Origin of the sequence: Edaphobacter sp., assembly GCF_035532915.1 — a bacterium.
Classification (GTDB): domain Bacteria; phylum Acidobacteriota; class Terriglobia; order Terriglobales; family Acidobacteriaceae; genus Edaphobacter.
Genome location: NZ_DATKQC010000103.1, coordinates 1 through 13,822, shown reverse-complemented (window position 1 = coordinate 13,822; position 13,822 = coordinate 1). Strand labels below are relative to the sequence as shown.

The window sequence follows — 13,822 nt, the reverse complement described above, 5'->3', positions numbered from 1 at the left end:
ACATGCTGTTCATAATGCCGACGCCGCTGACGATCAGCGTGATACCGGCAGCCAGCGACAGCACAACGGTCAGCATATCGGCGATCTTCGCCATGATGCTCAGAAATCCTGTCATGATGAACGGAAGGTAGGACGAGGACGATCGATGGCGACTCTTGATGATCGCCAGGATCTGCTTGGACGCGGGAACGACGTCTGCCGGGTCCCGCATGGTGAAGAAGATCTCTTTTACCTTGTCGCTGCCGGTAAAGTAGCGGGCGATGGGGTAGGGCACAAGCAGCGTCTGATCGCTGATCTCGGAGAGGCCAAAGGTCGCCACACTTTCTTTGAAGACCCCGATGATGACGAAGGGGATTCCCTCAACCGTGATGTTGTGGCTCACGGCCCCCGAGCTGCTGCCGAAGAGCGCCTTGGCGAAGGGCTCTACGATGACGGCGACCTTGGTGCGAGAGACCGTGTCCTGATCGTCGAAGAACCGCCCTGAGACCACCTCCAGGTTTCGCACCTGCTTGTATTGCGGCGAAACTCCAAGCAGCATCGCATCCTTGGTGACGCCACCGCCAATCCCGACGTTGTAGTGAACCTCAAGCATCGGCGACGAGGCGACGATGTCCGGGACCTGTTCGAGAACGGCGTTCATGTCCTCGTAGGTCATCAGGTCGGGCGTGGTGGTATTGTTGGGCCCGGCGATGGTGCCCCCGACATACTGCATCTCGACCTTGTTAGGCCCGATGCTGGTCAGCTCGTTCAGAGCGTATTCCTTGCCGGTCTTGCCGATGGTGACTACCAGAATGATCGACGCTGCGCCGATCACCATGCCCAGCATTGTCAACAAAAAGCGGATCTTATTGGCGCGAAAGCTGTCCACCGCGAGCCGCACCACTTCGCTGAAGACCATCGTGGAACGTGCGCTTGCCAGCGTTCGCTCGAACGAACCCGATTTGGAGGAAGTGGTGATCGCCATCAGTCTGGTAGTTTGACTCTTTTAAGCCTTGATTCGACTTCTTTTTAAGTATCGCAGTGCTGCACCCTTTCCTGCTAACTTTCGCGCTACAGGGTAGCTCAGGCTACATCGTTGGCGAGCGTGCCGATAGGGTCGATGACTATGCGAATCTGGTCCCCGCTGGCGAGGGTGAAGGAGTCGGGTGGAACGACGCCGGTGCCGGTCATCAGAAAACATCCGTTGGGGAAGCTGTTGTCGCGGTACAGGAAGCTGACCAGGGATTTAGGGTCGCGCTTCATCTCCGAAAGAGCGGTGCTGCCCGAGAACGCCGTCTCGCTGTTGCGCACAATCTGAATGGAGATGCGAGTCGCCGCCGGCAGCGGCTCGGGGCTGACCAGGATGCAGGGCCCGAGGGCGCAACTTCCGTCATAGACCTTGGCCTGGGGAAGATACAGCGGATTCTCTCCCTCGATATCGCGCGAGCTCATATCGTTGCCGATGGTGTAGCCGAGGATCGTTCCTTTAGGACTGATCAGCAGCGTGAGCTCAGGCTCGGGCACCGACCACGTAGCATCGCTGCGAATCCTTACCTTCTGATTCGGCGCGACGACGCGAGCCCCCGTAGCTTTGAAAAAAAGCTCGGGGCGAGTGGCGGAGTAGACGCGGTCATAGAAGTCGCCGCCGCCTGCATCCTTCGACTCCTCGATGCGCGCGCTGCGGCTACGGTAGTAGGTCACACCGGCGGCCCACACCTCCTGGCTTTCGATTGGAGCAAGCAGCGTGCCATAGGAAAAGGACGTGGTGCGCTCGCCGCGCTCGACGACGGAGCGACAGAAGTCGTACAGGTCTTCACGGGTGATCAGTGCGTCCCATGTGGTGTCTTGGATGTGGTAGTAGAGGTTGTCGTGGAGCAGGTAGGGGCCATTCTGGGTGCGGTAGAGTCTCACGTATCTGACCTTTCTTGTTTGGATGTCGATGAAGCGAGCCGAGCGAGGATCCTGTCGGTGTCGTAGACGCATCCGCCCCAGACTCCGCCGCTTGCCTGCACCAGCGCAGCCCACAGGCGAGTATCGTTCGGAAGCGCGGGGTGAGGTGCGAGATCGGGCCGTGGCGGACGTGCAGCGAGGCGCTTGCCGCCTTCTTCCGCGGAGAAGATTTCGTCCCTCTCGCCGATCAGGTTGACAGTTCCGGCGAGCGCGTTGCGATCCACGACAATTTCGATGGTGTCGCCGTCATGAATGCGGCCGATGGGGCCTCCGGCGAGCGCCTCCGGAGAGATGTGTCCGATGCAGGCCCCGGTGGAGACTCCACTGAAGCGAGCATCTGTTAACACGGCAACATGTTTGCAGTGAGGAAGGGCCTTGAGAGCGGCAGTGATCTGGTAGATCTCCTGCATCCCCGCACCAAGCGGGCCGCCGCAGATCAGCACCATGACATCGCCTTCGAGCACGGCTCCGGCCTTGATGGCCTCGATGGCAGAGGTCTCAGAGATAAAGACCCGCGCCGGTCCACGATGACGGTAGACTCCCGCCTCGTCGATCAGCGTAGGGTCGATGGCGGTGCTCTTGATGACGCTGCCCTCGGGAGCAAGATTGCCTGCGGGAAAGCAGACGGTAGAGGTCAGTCCGCGCTCGCGGGCGACGTCAGGCGACATGATGACGTCGTCGGCGTCGATGCCATCCTGCGCCAGCAATTGTTCCTTCAGTTTGCGGCGCCGTGGGCTGTCCTGCCACCAGTTCAGACATTCATCGAGAGTCGTTCCAGCAACGGTCTTAACGCTGGTATCGAGCAGCCCGGCGCGGCGCAGATGCAGCATCACCTCCGGCACGCCCCCGGCGAGAAAGACCTGCACCGTGGCGAAGTGGCGCGGGCCATTGGGCAGAGCGTCAACCAGCCGCGGCGTATGGCGATTGATCTCGGTCCAGTCGGCGGCGGTTGGCCGCGCCAGTCCGGCCGCATGAGCGATGGCCGGCAGATGCAGCAGCAGGTTGGTCGAGCCGCCAAAGGCAGCGTGCAGCACCATAGCGTTCCGGATCGAGGCCTGCGTCAACACGTCTGAGGTTCCCATCGCGGTCTGCGTCATTCGCAAAATCGCGCGTGCAGAGCGTTGCGCCGCGTCGAGCCAGATCGGCTGGCCCGAGGGCGCAAGCGCGGTGTGCGGCAGCGAGAGTCCAAGCGCTTCGCCGACCACCTGCGCGGTTGCGGCCGTGCCCAAAAACTGGCAGCCGCCGCCGGGCGAGGCGCAGGCGCGGCAGCCAATGTCGGCGGCGTACTCAAGCGTGATCTGCTTCTGCGCGAAACGTGCGCCGATGGTCTGTACCTTGCCCGCATCTTCTCCGTCGTCGGGCAGCAGCGTGACCCCGCCGGGAATGAGGATGCTCGGAACTTTGCCCGAGGAGGCCAGCGCCATCATCATGGCAGGCAGTCCCTTGTCGCAGGTGGCGACGCCGAGCACGCCTTTGCGTGTCGGCAGCGAACGCATCAGCCGACGCAGCACGATGGCGGCATCGTTGCGATAGGGCAGCGAGTCGAGCATGCCTTCGGTGCCTTGCGTGCGGCCGTCGCAGGGATCGGTGCAGGCCCCGGCAAAGGGGATGCAGTGCTGCGCGCGCAGCTCACGGGCGGCCTCTGAGACGAGCAGGCCGACCTCCCAGTGTCCGGTGTGGAAGCCGAGCGCGATAGGGGTGCCGTCAGCGGCACGCACTCCCCCATGCGTGCTGAGGATGAGGAATTCAGGGTCGAGCAGTCGCTGCGGCTCCCACCCCATGCCCGCGTCCTGGCTCAACCCGAAGAGATTGCCGGAGGGCTGCGTGAGCAGCATCTCGGGCGTGATCGGCAATGCACCCTGCGGGCCGGGGGCATGCGTCTTCACGGCGCTGTAATCGAAGCCGGGACTCTCGAAGATGGACGGGATGGGGATGGGTGGGATGGCTCTGCTCCGCGTTGTCTTGCTTGGCTATGGTGTGGGTGGGGAGGCGGTCTGTGCTTCAAGACTAACTTGATTCGGCTGGCCTGTCGTCTGCGAGGCGGGCTTGCCGAAGCCGAGGATCATGATAAATCCGGAGACGATCAGAGAGACGGCCATCAGAAGAAAGCCTGCGCGGGAGTTGCCGGTGCGGGCCTGCAGCAGGCCGACGATCCAGGAGCCGAAGAACCCTCCTAGCGCCCCAAAGCTGTTCACCAGCGCCATCGTCTCGCCGCAAACGTTGCTGGGAACGATCTCCGGGATAATTGCAAAGAAGGGGCCGTAGGGCGCAAACATCGCGCCACCCGCCAGAATCAGGCAGCCGTAGGCCAGCCAGAAGCTATGAGCCGCCAACAGGAACGATCCCAGCAGGGCGGCTCCCGAGAGAATAAGAAACGGCCACACCAGCGATTGGCGGCGCAGGCTCTTGTCCGAGCGATAGGCCACCAGCATCATCGCCAGCACCGCCAGCAGATACGGAACTGCACTGAGCAGCCCCGTGACTCCGATGCCCAGCGAACTGCCTTGGCGAATGATAGTCGGCAGCCAAAGTACAAATCCATAGACGCCGAGGCTCCAGCAAAAATATTGTGCCGAGAGCAGCAGAACATCGGGCCGAATGAGGACGCTCCCGAGGCTGCCTACCTTCGGCAACGCGGCTTGCTCGGCGGCGAGTTGCCGGCTCAGAGAGGCGCTTGCCGCCGCGCTCATCCACGATGCCTTCTCGGGCCGGTCGCGTACGATCATCAGCCAGACGAAGGCCCACGCAATCGAGGGAGCGCCTTCGAGGATGAACGTCATCTGCCATCCGAACGAGCGGATGAGGAAGCCGGTGATTGCTGACATCCACAGGATCGTCCCTGGATTGCCCAGCATCAGGATGGCATTGGCGCGCGAGCGTTCCGACCGCGTAAACCAGTTGGTCAGCAAAAGCAGCATCGCCGGAAAGATCAGGCTCTCCGCGACGCCGAGCAGAAGACGGTCGACGGCCAGCAGCCAGAAGCTCCGGATGACGCCGGTCAGCGCTGCCAGCGAGCCCCATGCAATCAGCGTGAAAAAGATGAGCTTGCTGGTGTTCCTGCGCCGTGCATAAGCAATGCCCGGCACCTGGAAGAAAAAGTATCCAAGAAAGAAGAGCGACCCCAGCAGCGCGGTCTGCGAATCGGTGATTTGCAGCGTCGCTGCCAGCCCCGCCGCCGCGCCGAAGCCATAGTTGGCGCGGTCGAGATAGGCGAGGCTGTAGGTCACGAAGACTGCAGGCAGAAGGATCAGCCAGCGTTTGCGCAGGTTGGCGTTCACTTCTCCGGCAGAGGTCTGGTCCACAGAGGATTGCTCCCAATTCTTGAGAAAACTTTGGCTGGTTTTGATCAATTGCCGATACCGCGCAACTGCTTCGTGGAGCTTGCAAAGTACGAAGTATTTCTGCCTCACATATTACCGCCCTTGCGGCTACGCTGGCTCGTCTCTCCGCAAGCACTCACATTTCTGGGGGTTCGCCCTTGCTTTTGTCGTTGCCTGTTCTCAACTTCAGGCAAACAGCCGAACGCCTATGCCTTGAGACGATTTGATTGACTCGCATAGACAGTACTCCTATAGTGGGTTCCAAGCAGTTGTCTCACGTGCCGGCCCCCTTTTCTTTCCTCCCCTTAATTCACGGTGAGACATCACGGGAAAATTTTCGAGAGAAAAAGGAGGAGTCAGCCATGAAAGCTCTTTACTGTCTAGTTTTAATCGCATTGATCTTTGGGTGCATAGGCCCGGCAAAAGCCGATCCTGTCGACTTTCATATTAAAGTATTGGATCCACCGCCCCCTGCGAACTCTTTGCCCTATCTGCTCTATCCCATCTCCGGCACGTCGTTCAATGTCTACTTCACTCCCTGCAGCCCCACAGGAGAGCTGCCACCAGGAATGACGGCGGACGGATGCTTCGCGGGTCACAACCTGTCGGGGCTTGACTGGACCGGCCTTGACCTCTCCTTCCCCGCTGGCGGCGTACTGACCGGGCAGCCTGCAAGTTGCGCGCCTGCGAGCTCCGGCAATATCTTCACCACGACGGACTGCCCGGTGAATCCTGCAAATGGATCGTACGACCTGGGCTTCTCCGACGGAACCATCTTTAGCGGTGACCGCGGCTACTTCTTCATCACCGAAGATGGCGTCGTTCCTCCGGGAAATTTCCCCACGGGTGAGGCAACCGCCAGTACGGCGATGACGCCGGAGCCGGCTTCGATCGTGCTCCTGTCCTCTGGGGTACTGCTGTTCGGTTGTCTGCTCTACGGAGAACGGTCACGCGCACTCCGCGCGTCCCTGTTTAGTTGAGCCGTCTTCCGCGGTCTGCTTGATCGTTTTCAGGATGTCTGCCTATGCGCCGCTTCTGGCTTTGCCTCTTGTTGTTGCTGTTATCTGGCGGCCACCTGGCCGTGGCACAGAGCCGCCCGGCAGCCATGCAGGTCACGCTGGGCAACGCAGCGGTAGAGCTCTCAGGCCCGTGGAAGTTTCACACCGGCGATAACATGGCCTGGGCCCAGCCGGGCTTTGACGATTCCGGCTGGACAGAGATGGACCTGACCCCGCCGCCCGGCACAGCGGACCCTACCTTGGGCAGCAGCGGATATCTTCCGGGCTGGACCGACCGCGGCTTCGCGGGCTACTCCGGCTATGCCTGGTATCGGCTGACTATTAATGTTGAGGGAGCCGACGATCCTCTCGCGCTGAAGATGCCCGACAACGCCGACGACGCCTATCAGGTCTACGTCGACGGCCAGCAGATCGGGACCTTCGGCAAGTTCACCTCGCACGGCGTCACGGCATACAGCACGCTGCCGCGCGCCTTCCGTCTGCCTCCAAATCTTCGCAGCGGCCGCATCACGATTGCGATTCGCATGTGGATGGATAGCGCTACTCCCTTCAACAGCCCCGATGCGGGGGGCCTGCACGAGCCTCCCGTGCTAGGGCACTCCTCGGCGATTGCCGCACAGATTCGCCTGGATTGGGACGACGTCGCCCACGGCGTAGGCAGTGGCTTCCTCGAGATGCTGATCCTGATGTTGGCCCTGATCGTGGCTCTCAGTCTCTTCTGGCTCGACCGCAAAGAGCTGGCCTATCTCTGGCTGGCGCTGGTCACGCTCATCACCCTGACCGTTAATGCCATCGTTCTTCTCGTCAACTTCACTGCATGGATCGGCCAGTCGCCCAGCGTCGTTCTGATCGACGATATCTTCACGCCTGTACGCATCGGCCTGTGGGTTCTGTTCTGGGGCTACTGGTTTCGGGTGGCCCGCATCGGCAGGCTGCACCGCGAGGTCTGGGGACTGGTATTTGTGCTGGCGATGGGGACAGCGCTGCTGCGCCCTCCCCTCTACGGACAGGTAATTCCTGTTCACGCGGCAATGTATCTGGTGCCATTTCTTCTGATCGTCAAGTTGGCGCTGGCGGCGCTGCTGTTCTGGGTCGCCTATCAAGGCATCCGCTTGCAAAAGGCGGAGGGCTGGCTGGCGCTTCCCGCTGTGCTGCTCGCAGCCATCTCGCAGTATCAGCATGAGCTGCGCCTGATACACGTTCCCACAGAGTTCTCTCTCTTCGGCTTTCAGATCTCGCTCGGCACGGTCTCCACAATGCTGTCGCTATTGCTTGTCACGGTGATGCTCTCGCGGCGTTTTCTGCACTCGCAGCGCAGGCAGGAGCAGTGGCGGCTGGAGATCAAGCAGGCGCAGCATGTGCAGCAGGTGCTCATCCCCGAGAAGTCGCCCACCATCGCCGGCCTTAGCATCGAGAGCGAGTATCGCCCTGCACGCGAGGTCGGTGGAGACTTCTTCCAGATCATCCCCGGCAGCGACGACAGCAGCGTGCTGATCGTCGTAGGGGACGTGACCGGCAAAGGACTGCAGGCCGGGATGCGGGTGGCCTTGATCGTGGGAGCGATCCGTTCGGCGGTGCAGCACGACTCCGATCCGCTGTCGATCCTGAATGCGCTCAACTCGGAGTTGTGCGAGCGCGAGCACGCCAGCGCGACCTGCCTGATGCTGCGAATCGCCGCCGACGGCATGGTGAAGCTGGCCAACGCTGGGCATCTCCCTCCCTATCTCAACGGCCACGAGATGCCGATGGAAGGATCGCTTCCGCTGGGCGTCGTGGACGGCAACGAGTTTCCCGTCATGTACTTCAATCTGAAGATGGACGATACGCTGATGCTCATGTCGGACGGCATCGCCGAGGCACAGAATGAACACGGTCTTCTGTTCGGGTTCGAGCGCATCGATCAGATGCTGAGCCGTCCCATCACCGCCGCGGAGCTGGCGATAGCAGCCCAGGACTTCGGGCAGGAGGACGATATCCTTGTGCTTCGCATCGAGCGCAGCAGCGAGCCCAGGACGGTCTCGCACGTAGAACCGGTGATGGCCGAGACCTGAGCGGCTACCGAGGCGTCAAGCGGTAAACGCAGCGCAGGCGGTCTGCTCGTCGGCGTGAAGGCTGGTGTATTTGGTGATGCCCACCATGGTGAAGACCTTCTGAAAGTGCGGCGTCAGCCCGAAGGTCTTGATGGTCTGACCGTGTTTGCTGGCCGCGATCATCAGTTGAATGACGAGAGCGATGCCGCTGGAGTTGAGATACTCCACCTTTGAGAAGTCGAGCAGAATGCGCCGAGCGTCCGCGGGCAGTGCCTGGTAAGTCCCGAGCACCGCGGTTTGCGAGGCGCTGGTGATGTCGCCCGCAAAGCGAAGCACCGTGATGGGACCGCCGCCGTCCCCGCATTGCACCTCGTCCTGTTTGACCTGCGTGCTTTTTTCCTGCATGGCTTATTTCCTTTCGAGCGATTCGCTTGCGGGATGAAGACGGATGACCATGCGCGCGTAGCTTCCCGCCGGTGGAGAGCTGACCCACTCGGCCTCGTCGACCAGCGCCTGAATCAGAAACATGCCCATGCCGCGCGCCTTCTCTTCTTCATGCATCTTCCTGTCGATATCAGGGGTCGTTCCATGGCCCTGTGTTCCTGCGCCGGTGTCGACCACCTTCACCTCGAGCGAGTCGTCGTTCATCGACAGGATGACGCCGACGCTGAGCGATTCATCGAACTTGTTGCCGTGCTCCATGGCGTTGATGCAGGCTTCCGCCACGGCGGTCTTAAGGTCCTCGACGCGCTCGTCGCTAAAGCCCATCATGCGGGCCGTGCTCGCGGCGGTGTTCATGGCTATCTTTTCGTAGCCGAGCCGCGAAGGAATATGTAGTTCGATGGTGCCCGGATTGTTCTCTGTCATTGGCGATCTCCGCTACGAGGTTCTCGACAGTACAAGTGCGGTCATGTCATCGGTCTGCTCCTGCCCCTCGGAGAACTGCTCCAGGGTGCTCCACAGTGACGCCAGCGTGGCCTCCGGGGTTCGTTCTTCGCAATCGGAGAAGGCCTGAAGAAGACGCTCTTCGCCAAACTCCTCTTCGCCGCGAAACACCTCGGTCAATCCGTCTGTGTAGACTAGCAGTCTCGCCGAGCTTCCAAGCACATATTTTTCGGCGTCGTAGGTCGAGAAGGGAAGCATCCCGATCGGTGTCCCCGAGGCGGCGATCTTATGCAGGCTGCGATCTCCTGTCATCAAAAACGCAGGATTGTGGCCCGCATTGACTACCTCGATGGTGTTGCTGGCAGGGCTGAGCCAAAGCAAAAATGCAGTCACGTAGCGGCGCCGAGACTCCGCGCCTTCGTTGTAGTGCAGCAGGTTCATCCGCGTTGCAATCTCGACCAGCGACAGGTCCGAGTGCAGCATCGCACGAAACGCCGAGCGGAACGACATGCCAACCAGCGCGGAGGTGAGTCCCTTGCCTGCGACATCTCCGAGGACAATCGCGATGTCGCCCGTGGGCATGGCGACGATATCGAGATAATCGCCCCCGACCTCGTAACAAGTCAGCGAGCGCGCTGCCAGTGCATAGCCGGGGACCTGCGGCATCTGCTGCGGAAGCAGGCTCTGCTGCACCAGCCGCGCCGATTCGAGATCGCTCTCGATTCGCTGCCACTCGACGGTGCGCTCATGGAACCGCGCATTTTCGATTGCGACCGAAGCCTGCACCGAAAGCGCCTCCAGAAAATCGATCTCGTCCATATCCAGCGCGCGGCCCGCAGGCAAAAGAACCACAAGGTCCGCGAAACGGTTCTTCTGTTTATCGCAAAGCGGAAACCGCAGCCAGGAATCGCCTGCCATCACGGCGATCACTTCGTCCGCGCTGAGCGACGCCTTCACCTCAGCCGGAACGTCGCCGTAGCTCTGCTCGAACGCGGTGAAGAACGCGCCCGCCAGCTCCAGCTCGCGAACAACGATCTGCAGCACAATCCGCAGCACCTCGTCCAGCTCGATGGTCGAGTGGATTTGACGGCTCGCCTCCAGCAACGCCTGCAGGCGAACCACCTGCTGCTGCGCCAAAAGTGTCTCAGTGAACTCCATTGGAGATACCCATCACGACAGGGCCCGTTATCGGGATGAGTATATGCGAAAGCAGCGATGGAAGAAGAGGATTTTGCTGCCGCCTCGCCGATGGCCTCTATAGGAACCTGACGCCCGTAAGTTCTTCGCAAACATTCCACAGCCGAGCGGCGGCCGCGTTATCGTTCGCCTGAGGCGCGATCTTCGCAGGCCCGATCTCGTCGCCGCACATCTCCTGAAATCCCTGCGGGCCATAGTAACCGCCGCCTGTCACTCCAGAATATGTGGCTGCATACAACGTAGGCAGCGCACCTTCCGCTTCGGTATTAAGAAACGCGCCGATCAGGTAGCCCATCACTTTGCGGGCAGCGTTCGCGACGGCGGAGCGCTCCCCGGTCTGGAAGAGATTGGTATTGGCGACACCCGGATGCGCCGCAACGCTCAAAATGTTTGAGCCGACGGCGCGCAGGCGGCGGTCCATCTCCAGCGCAAGCATCAGGTTCGCCAGCTTCGATTGCTGGTAACTCTTCATCGGACCGTAATTCTGTTTGTACTGCAGATCGTCGAAGTTCACCCGCCCGCGTTTGTGCGCGATTGACGCAATCGTGACAATGCGCGGCGCTTCAGAGGTCTGTGCCGCGGCCTGCTGCAGCGCAGGCAGCAGCAGCCCGGTCAGGGCGAAGTGGCCCAGAACATTGGTGCCGAACTGCAACTCGAAGCCATCGGCCGTCTGCCGGTGTTTCGGCGGAGCCATCACCCCAGCGTTATTGATGAGGATATCGATAGGCTGCCCTCCATCTAGCTGGCGCGCAGCAAAGTCGCGAACCGACGCCAGCGACGCCAGATCGAGAATCGCCAGTTCTGTCCCTGTCCCCGGAGCTTCGGTCGCCAGCCGGGTCAGCGCTACTTCGCCCTTGCGGCGGTCGCGGCAGGCGAGAATGACGTGCGCCCCCTTGCGAGCGAGAGTGAAGGCCGCATAATAACCAATGCCGCTGTTCGCTCCCGTAATGAGGATGCGCTTGCCCGCTTGTGAGGGAATGTCTGCCAGGGTCAAGGTCTTGCTCATGCAGTGTTGGATGTTTGCTGCCGGTTTCGGACACAAAGTTAATGCGTTACCCTTGCACAGATACCTGTTTTACCATCAAAGGAATCAGGCTCCCTGGGTTCTGTTATCGATCATTTAGCGACATTGCCGGTGTTGTTGTTTACCTTGCTCGTCTTTGCCGGGTCCATCGGCGCCGGTCTGCTGGGCGCGCTCACCGGCCTCGGCGGCGGCGTTGTGCTGGTGCCTCTGCTGACCGTGGTATTCCACGTCGATATCCGCTACGCCATCGGAGCATCGCTGATCTCGGTCATCGCGACCTCGTCCGGAGCCGCAGCCGCCTATGTGCGCGAGGGCTTCTCCAGCGTTCGCATCGGCATGTTCCTCGAAATCGCGACCACCATCGGTGCCGTCTTCGGCGCATTTCTCGCCACGCGGATGCCGACCCGCGCCCTGGCCATCATCTTCGGTGTCGTGCTGCTCTATTCGGCATGGCTGTCATGGCGGCAGAGCCGTTGTCACGACGTAGAGGCAGGCGGAAGCAGCCCATGGTCCGACCGGCTGCGTCTCTCCGGCTCTTATCCCGACGGCGCAGGCGGCCAGCACAGCTATAAAGTAGATCGCATCACCGCGGGCTTTGCGACCATGTTCGGAGCAGGCACACTCTCCGGCCTCCTCGGCATCGGCTCCGGCGCGGTCAAGGTGCTGGCCATGGACCATGTCATGCGCATCCCGTTCAAGGTCTCGACCACCACCAGCAACTTCATGATCGGGGTGACCGCCGCGGCCAGCGCAGGAATCTACCTCCATCGCGGCTACGTCGATCCGGGACTGGCCTTTCCAGTCATGCTCGGCGTTCTTGCCGGATCGTTGCTGGGCGCGCGCCTCCTGGTGCGTGCGCGGGTCTCGGTGCTGCGCAGCATCTTTACCGTCGTCATTCTGGCGCTGGGGGTAGAGATGATCCTGAACGGCGCATTGGGGAGGATGTAATGAATCTTCGCAACTCCAAATTCGACGACCAGAAGATGGAAACCATCATGGGACGGCTGCTACAGATCGGGGTGCTGCTGGCATCGGCGGTGGTTCTGGCGGGCGGAGCTTTTTATGTCTACGCACATCTCGGAACGACGGTAGACTACCGCACCTTCGCCGGGGAACCCTCCGGCTTCCGCACTCCCAAAGGTCTGTGGCACCTGTTGATGCAGGGCAACTCCGCCGCCATCATTCAGGCAGGAGTCATCCTGCTGATCGCCACACCCGTCGCTCGCGTCGTGTTTGCCGTCATCGGCTTTGCGATCGAGCGCGACCGCCTCTATGTCGCCGTAAGCCTGACCGTCCTCGCCGTCCTGATGGCAAGCCTCATCTATTCTTCCTGATAATGGGCAATAATCAGGTCGAGATGACGTTTATTCCGCCAATCTTCAATCGGTGCAGAATCGGTGTTAAGCCTTATTACGCAGGCGGCGCAACGAGAGCAGCTTCAATGCTGGCATTCACTTCAGCCTGTGCGAACTCGGCGGTCACGCGAATTCCGTTCATCACCGCCTTCTCGTTTGAAGAACCGTGCCCCACGATGCATACTCCGCGAACGCCCAGCAGCGGCGCTCCACCGTACTCCGAATAGTCGAGGCGCTTTTTGAACTCGGCAAACGCCTTGCGCGAGAGCAGCGCACCAACCTGCGAGGTCACGGTCGATTTGAGCGATTCCCGCAGCGACGCCGTAACCAGTTTGGCAATACCTTCGCTGGTCTTCAGCGCCACGTTGCCGACGAATCCGTCGCACACGGTCACGTCGCTGTGACCGTTGTAGAGGTCGCGGCCCTCGACATTTCCAATAAAATTGATGCCGGACTGTGCGCGAAGCAGAGGCAGCGTATCGCGAGTCAGCGAGTTTCCCTTGGAATCTTCTTCGCCAATCGAGAGCAACCCTACGCGAGGGTTAGAGATCTTTAGGACGTTTTGCGCATACATGTAGCCCATCACGGCAAACTGGACCAGGTTGTCCGGATCGCAATCCACATTGGCGCCTACGTCGAGCAGAAGAGAGGGAGTGCCCTGCGTCGTAGGCAGAACCGCGACCAGCGCCGGACGGTGCACGCCCGACAGCATCCCCAGAACCATCTTGGCCGTCGCCATGGCGGCCCCGGTATTTCCCGCCGTAAAGAAGCCTGCAGCGCGGCCCTCGCGAACCATCTTCAGGCCGACGCGCATGGAAGAGTCGCGCTTGGTGCGCACCGCCTGCGCCGCCTTGTCGTCCATCGTGATCCACTCGGAGGCGGGGACGATAAAGACCGGAAGATGCTGGCCGCGCAGGTGCTGGCGCAGGATGGGGCGGATGATGTGTTCCGGCCCCGCAAGGTGCACGCGAACGTCGTACTGGCGTGCAGCGAGGATGGCCCCGCGAATCTCGGATTCGGGGGCCTTGTCAGAACCCATTGCGTCTACAACGATATCGATCGG

13 protein-coding genes are annotated in these 13,822 nt (G+C 61.1%); 4 read left to right on the top strand and 9 right to left on the bottom strand.

From position 1 onward, the window contains the following. The 4 genes from VMU57_RS05475 to VMU57_RS05460 form a co-directional block, all read right to left on the bottom strand. Window positions 1-964 (bottom strand): ABC transporter permease (locus VMU57_RS05475; protein WP_325381625.1); only part of this gene is annotated, 964 nt, incomplete at its 3' end. 98 nt (window positions 965-1,062) lie between these two features. Continuing rightward, a complete protein-coding gene (locus VMU57_RS05470; protein WP_325381624.1) occupies window positions 1,063-1,890 on the bottom strand; it encodes a fumarylacetoacetate hydrolase family protein in 828 nt (275 codons plus the stop codon). Next, window positions 1,887-3,848 carry a YjhG/YagF family D-xylonate dehydratase gene (locus VMU57_RS05465; protein ID WP_325381626.1) on the bottom strand — a complete coding sequence of 654 codons (1,962 nt, stop codon included), beginning with the start codon at window positions 3,846-3,848 and terminating at the stop codon, window positions 1,887-1,889. The genes VMU57_RS05470 and VMU57_RS05465 overlap by 4 nt, the downstream gene beginning before the upstream one ends. A gap of 51 nt (window positions 3,849-3,899) precedes the next feature. Then, complete coding sequence (locus VMU57_RS05460; protein WP_325381623.1) at window positions 3,900-5,231, bottom strand: MFS transporter; 1,332 nt, start codon at window positions 5,229-5,231, stop codon at window positions 3,900-3,902. Between the two features lie 380 nt (window positions 5,232-5,611). On the opposite strand from VMU57_RS05460, the gene VMU57_RS05455 reads away from it, so the two are divergent. Together VMU57_RS05455 and VMU57_RS05450 are read left to right on the top strand one after the other, a co-directional pair. Continuing rightward, window positions 5,612-6,229, top strand: coding sequence for a hypothetical protein (locus VMU57_RS05455; protein WP_325381622.1), 618 nt, complete (start codon window positions 5,612-5,614; stop codon window positions 6,227-6,229). Between the two features lie 44 nt (window positions 6,230-6,273). Beyond that, window positions 6,274-8,319: a PP2C family protein-serine/threonine phosphatase gene (locus VMU57_RS05450; RefSeq protein ID WP_325381621.1), complete on the top strand. Its 2,046-nt coding sequence runs from the start codon at window positions 6,274-6,276 to the stop codon at window positions 8,317-8,319. A 15-nt stretch (window positions 8,320-8,334) separates the two neighbouring features. On the opposite strand, the gene VMU57_RS05445 is transcribed toward VMU57_RS05450, so the two are convergent. From VMU57_RS05445 to VMU57_RS05430, 4 genes are all read right to left on the bottom strand, one after another. After that, window positions 8,335-8,703 carry an STAS domain-containing protein gene (locus VMU57_RS05445; RefSeq protein WP_325381620.1) on the bottom strand — a complete coding sequence of 123 codons (369 nt, stop codon included), beginning with the start codon at window positions 8,701-8,703 and terminating at the stop codon, window positions 8,335-8,337. A gap of 3 nt (window positions 8,704-8,706) precedes the next feature. Further along, the gene (locus VMU57_RS05440; RefSeq protein WP_325381619.1) at window positions 8,707-9,165 is read right to left on the bottom strand and encodes an ATP-binding protein; all 459 of its coding nucleotides are present in this window, start codon (window positions 9,163-9,165) and stop codon (window positions 8,707-8,709) included. A 12-nt stretch (window positions 9,166-9,177) separates the two neighbouring features. Then, window positions 9,178-10,341 carry a PP2C family protein-serine/threonine phosphatase gene (locus tag VMU57_RS05435; RefSeq protein WP_325381617.1) on the bottom strand — a complete coding sequence of 388 codons (1,164 nt, stop codon included), beginning with the start codon at window positions 10,339-10,341 and terminating at the stop codon, window positions 9,178-9,180. 97 nt (window positions 10,342-10,438) lie between these two features. Continuing rightward, the gene (locus VMU57_RS05430; RefSeq protein WP_325381615.1) at window positions 10,439-11,386 is read right to left on the bottom strand and encodes an oxidoreductase; all 948 of its coding nucleotides are present in this window, start codon (window positions 11,384-11,386) and stop codon (window positions 10,439-10,441) included. A gap of 129 nt (window positions 11,387-11,515) precedes the next feature. Here VMU57_RS05430 and VMU57_RS05425 point away from each other — a divergent pair, with 129 nt between their 5' ends. Further along, complete coding sequence (locus VMU57_RS05425) at window positions 11,516-12,352, top strand: sulfite exporter TauE/SafE family protein (RefSeq protein WP_325381613.1); 837 nt, start codon at window positions 11,516-11,518, stop codon at window positions 12,350-12,352. Then, on the top strand, window positions 12,352-12,738 hold the full coding sequence (locus VMU57_RS05420) for a DUF1634 domain-containing protein (protein ID WP_325381611.1): 387 nt from the start codon (window positions 12,352-12,354) through the stop codon (window positions 12,736-12,738). The genes VMU57_RS05425 and VMU57_RS05420 overlap by 1 nt, the downstream gene beginning before the upstream one ends. 76 nt (window positions 12,739-12,814) lie before the next feature. Here VMU57_RS05420 and plsX read toward each other — a convergent pair. Further along, a partial coding sequence (plsX, locus tag VMU57_RS05415; RefSeq protein WP_325381609.1) for a phosphate acyltransferase PlsX occupies window positions 12,815-13,822 on the bottom strand: 1,008 nt, incomplete at its 5' end.

What these genes read in the sequence shown, in the direction of transcription:
- VMU57_RS05455 (WP_325381622.1), top strand. Translation starts at nt 5,612, where the DNA reads ATGAAAGCTCTTTACTGTCTAGTTTTAATCGCATTGATCTTTGGGTGC.
- VMU57_RS05435 (WP_325381617.1), bottom strand. Translation starts at nt 10,341, where the DNA reads ATGGAGTTCACTGAGACACTTTTGGCGCAGCAGCAGGTGGTTCGCCTG.
- VMU57_RS05440 (WP_325381619.1), bottom strand. Translation starts at nt 9,165, where the DNA reads ATGACAGAGAACAATCCGGGCACCATCGAACTACATATTCCTTCGCGG.
- VMU57_RS05420 (WP_325381611.1), top strand. Translation starts at nt 12,352, where the DNA reads ATGAATCTTCGCAACTCCAAATTCGACGACCAGAAGATGGAAACCATC.
- VMU57_RS05430 (WP_325381615.1), bottom strand. Translation starts at nt 11,386, where the DNA reads ATGAGCAAGACCTTGACCCTGGCAGACATTCCCTCACAAGCGGGCAAG.
- VMU57_RS05450 (WP_325381621.1), top strand. Translation starts at nt 6,274, where the DNA reads ATGCGCCGCTTCTGGCTTTGCCTCTTGTTGTTGCTGTTATCTGGCGGC.
- VMU57_RS05445 (WP_325381620.1), bottom strand. Translation starts at nt 8,703, where the DNA reads ATGCAGGAAAAAAGCACGCAGGTCAAACAGGACGAGGTGCAATGCGGG.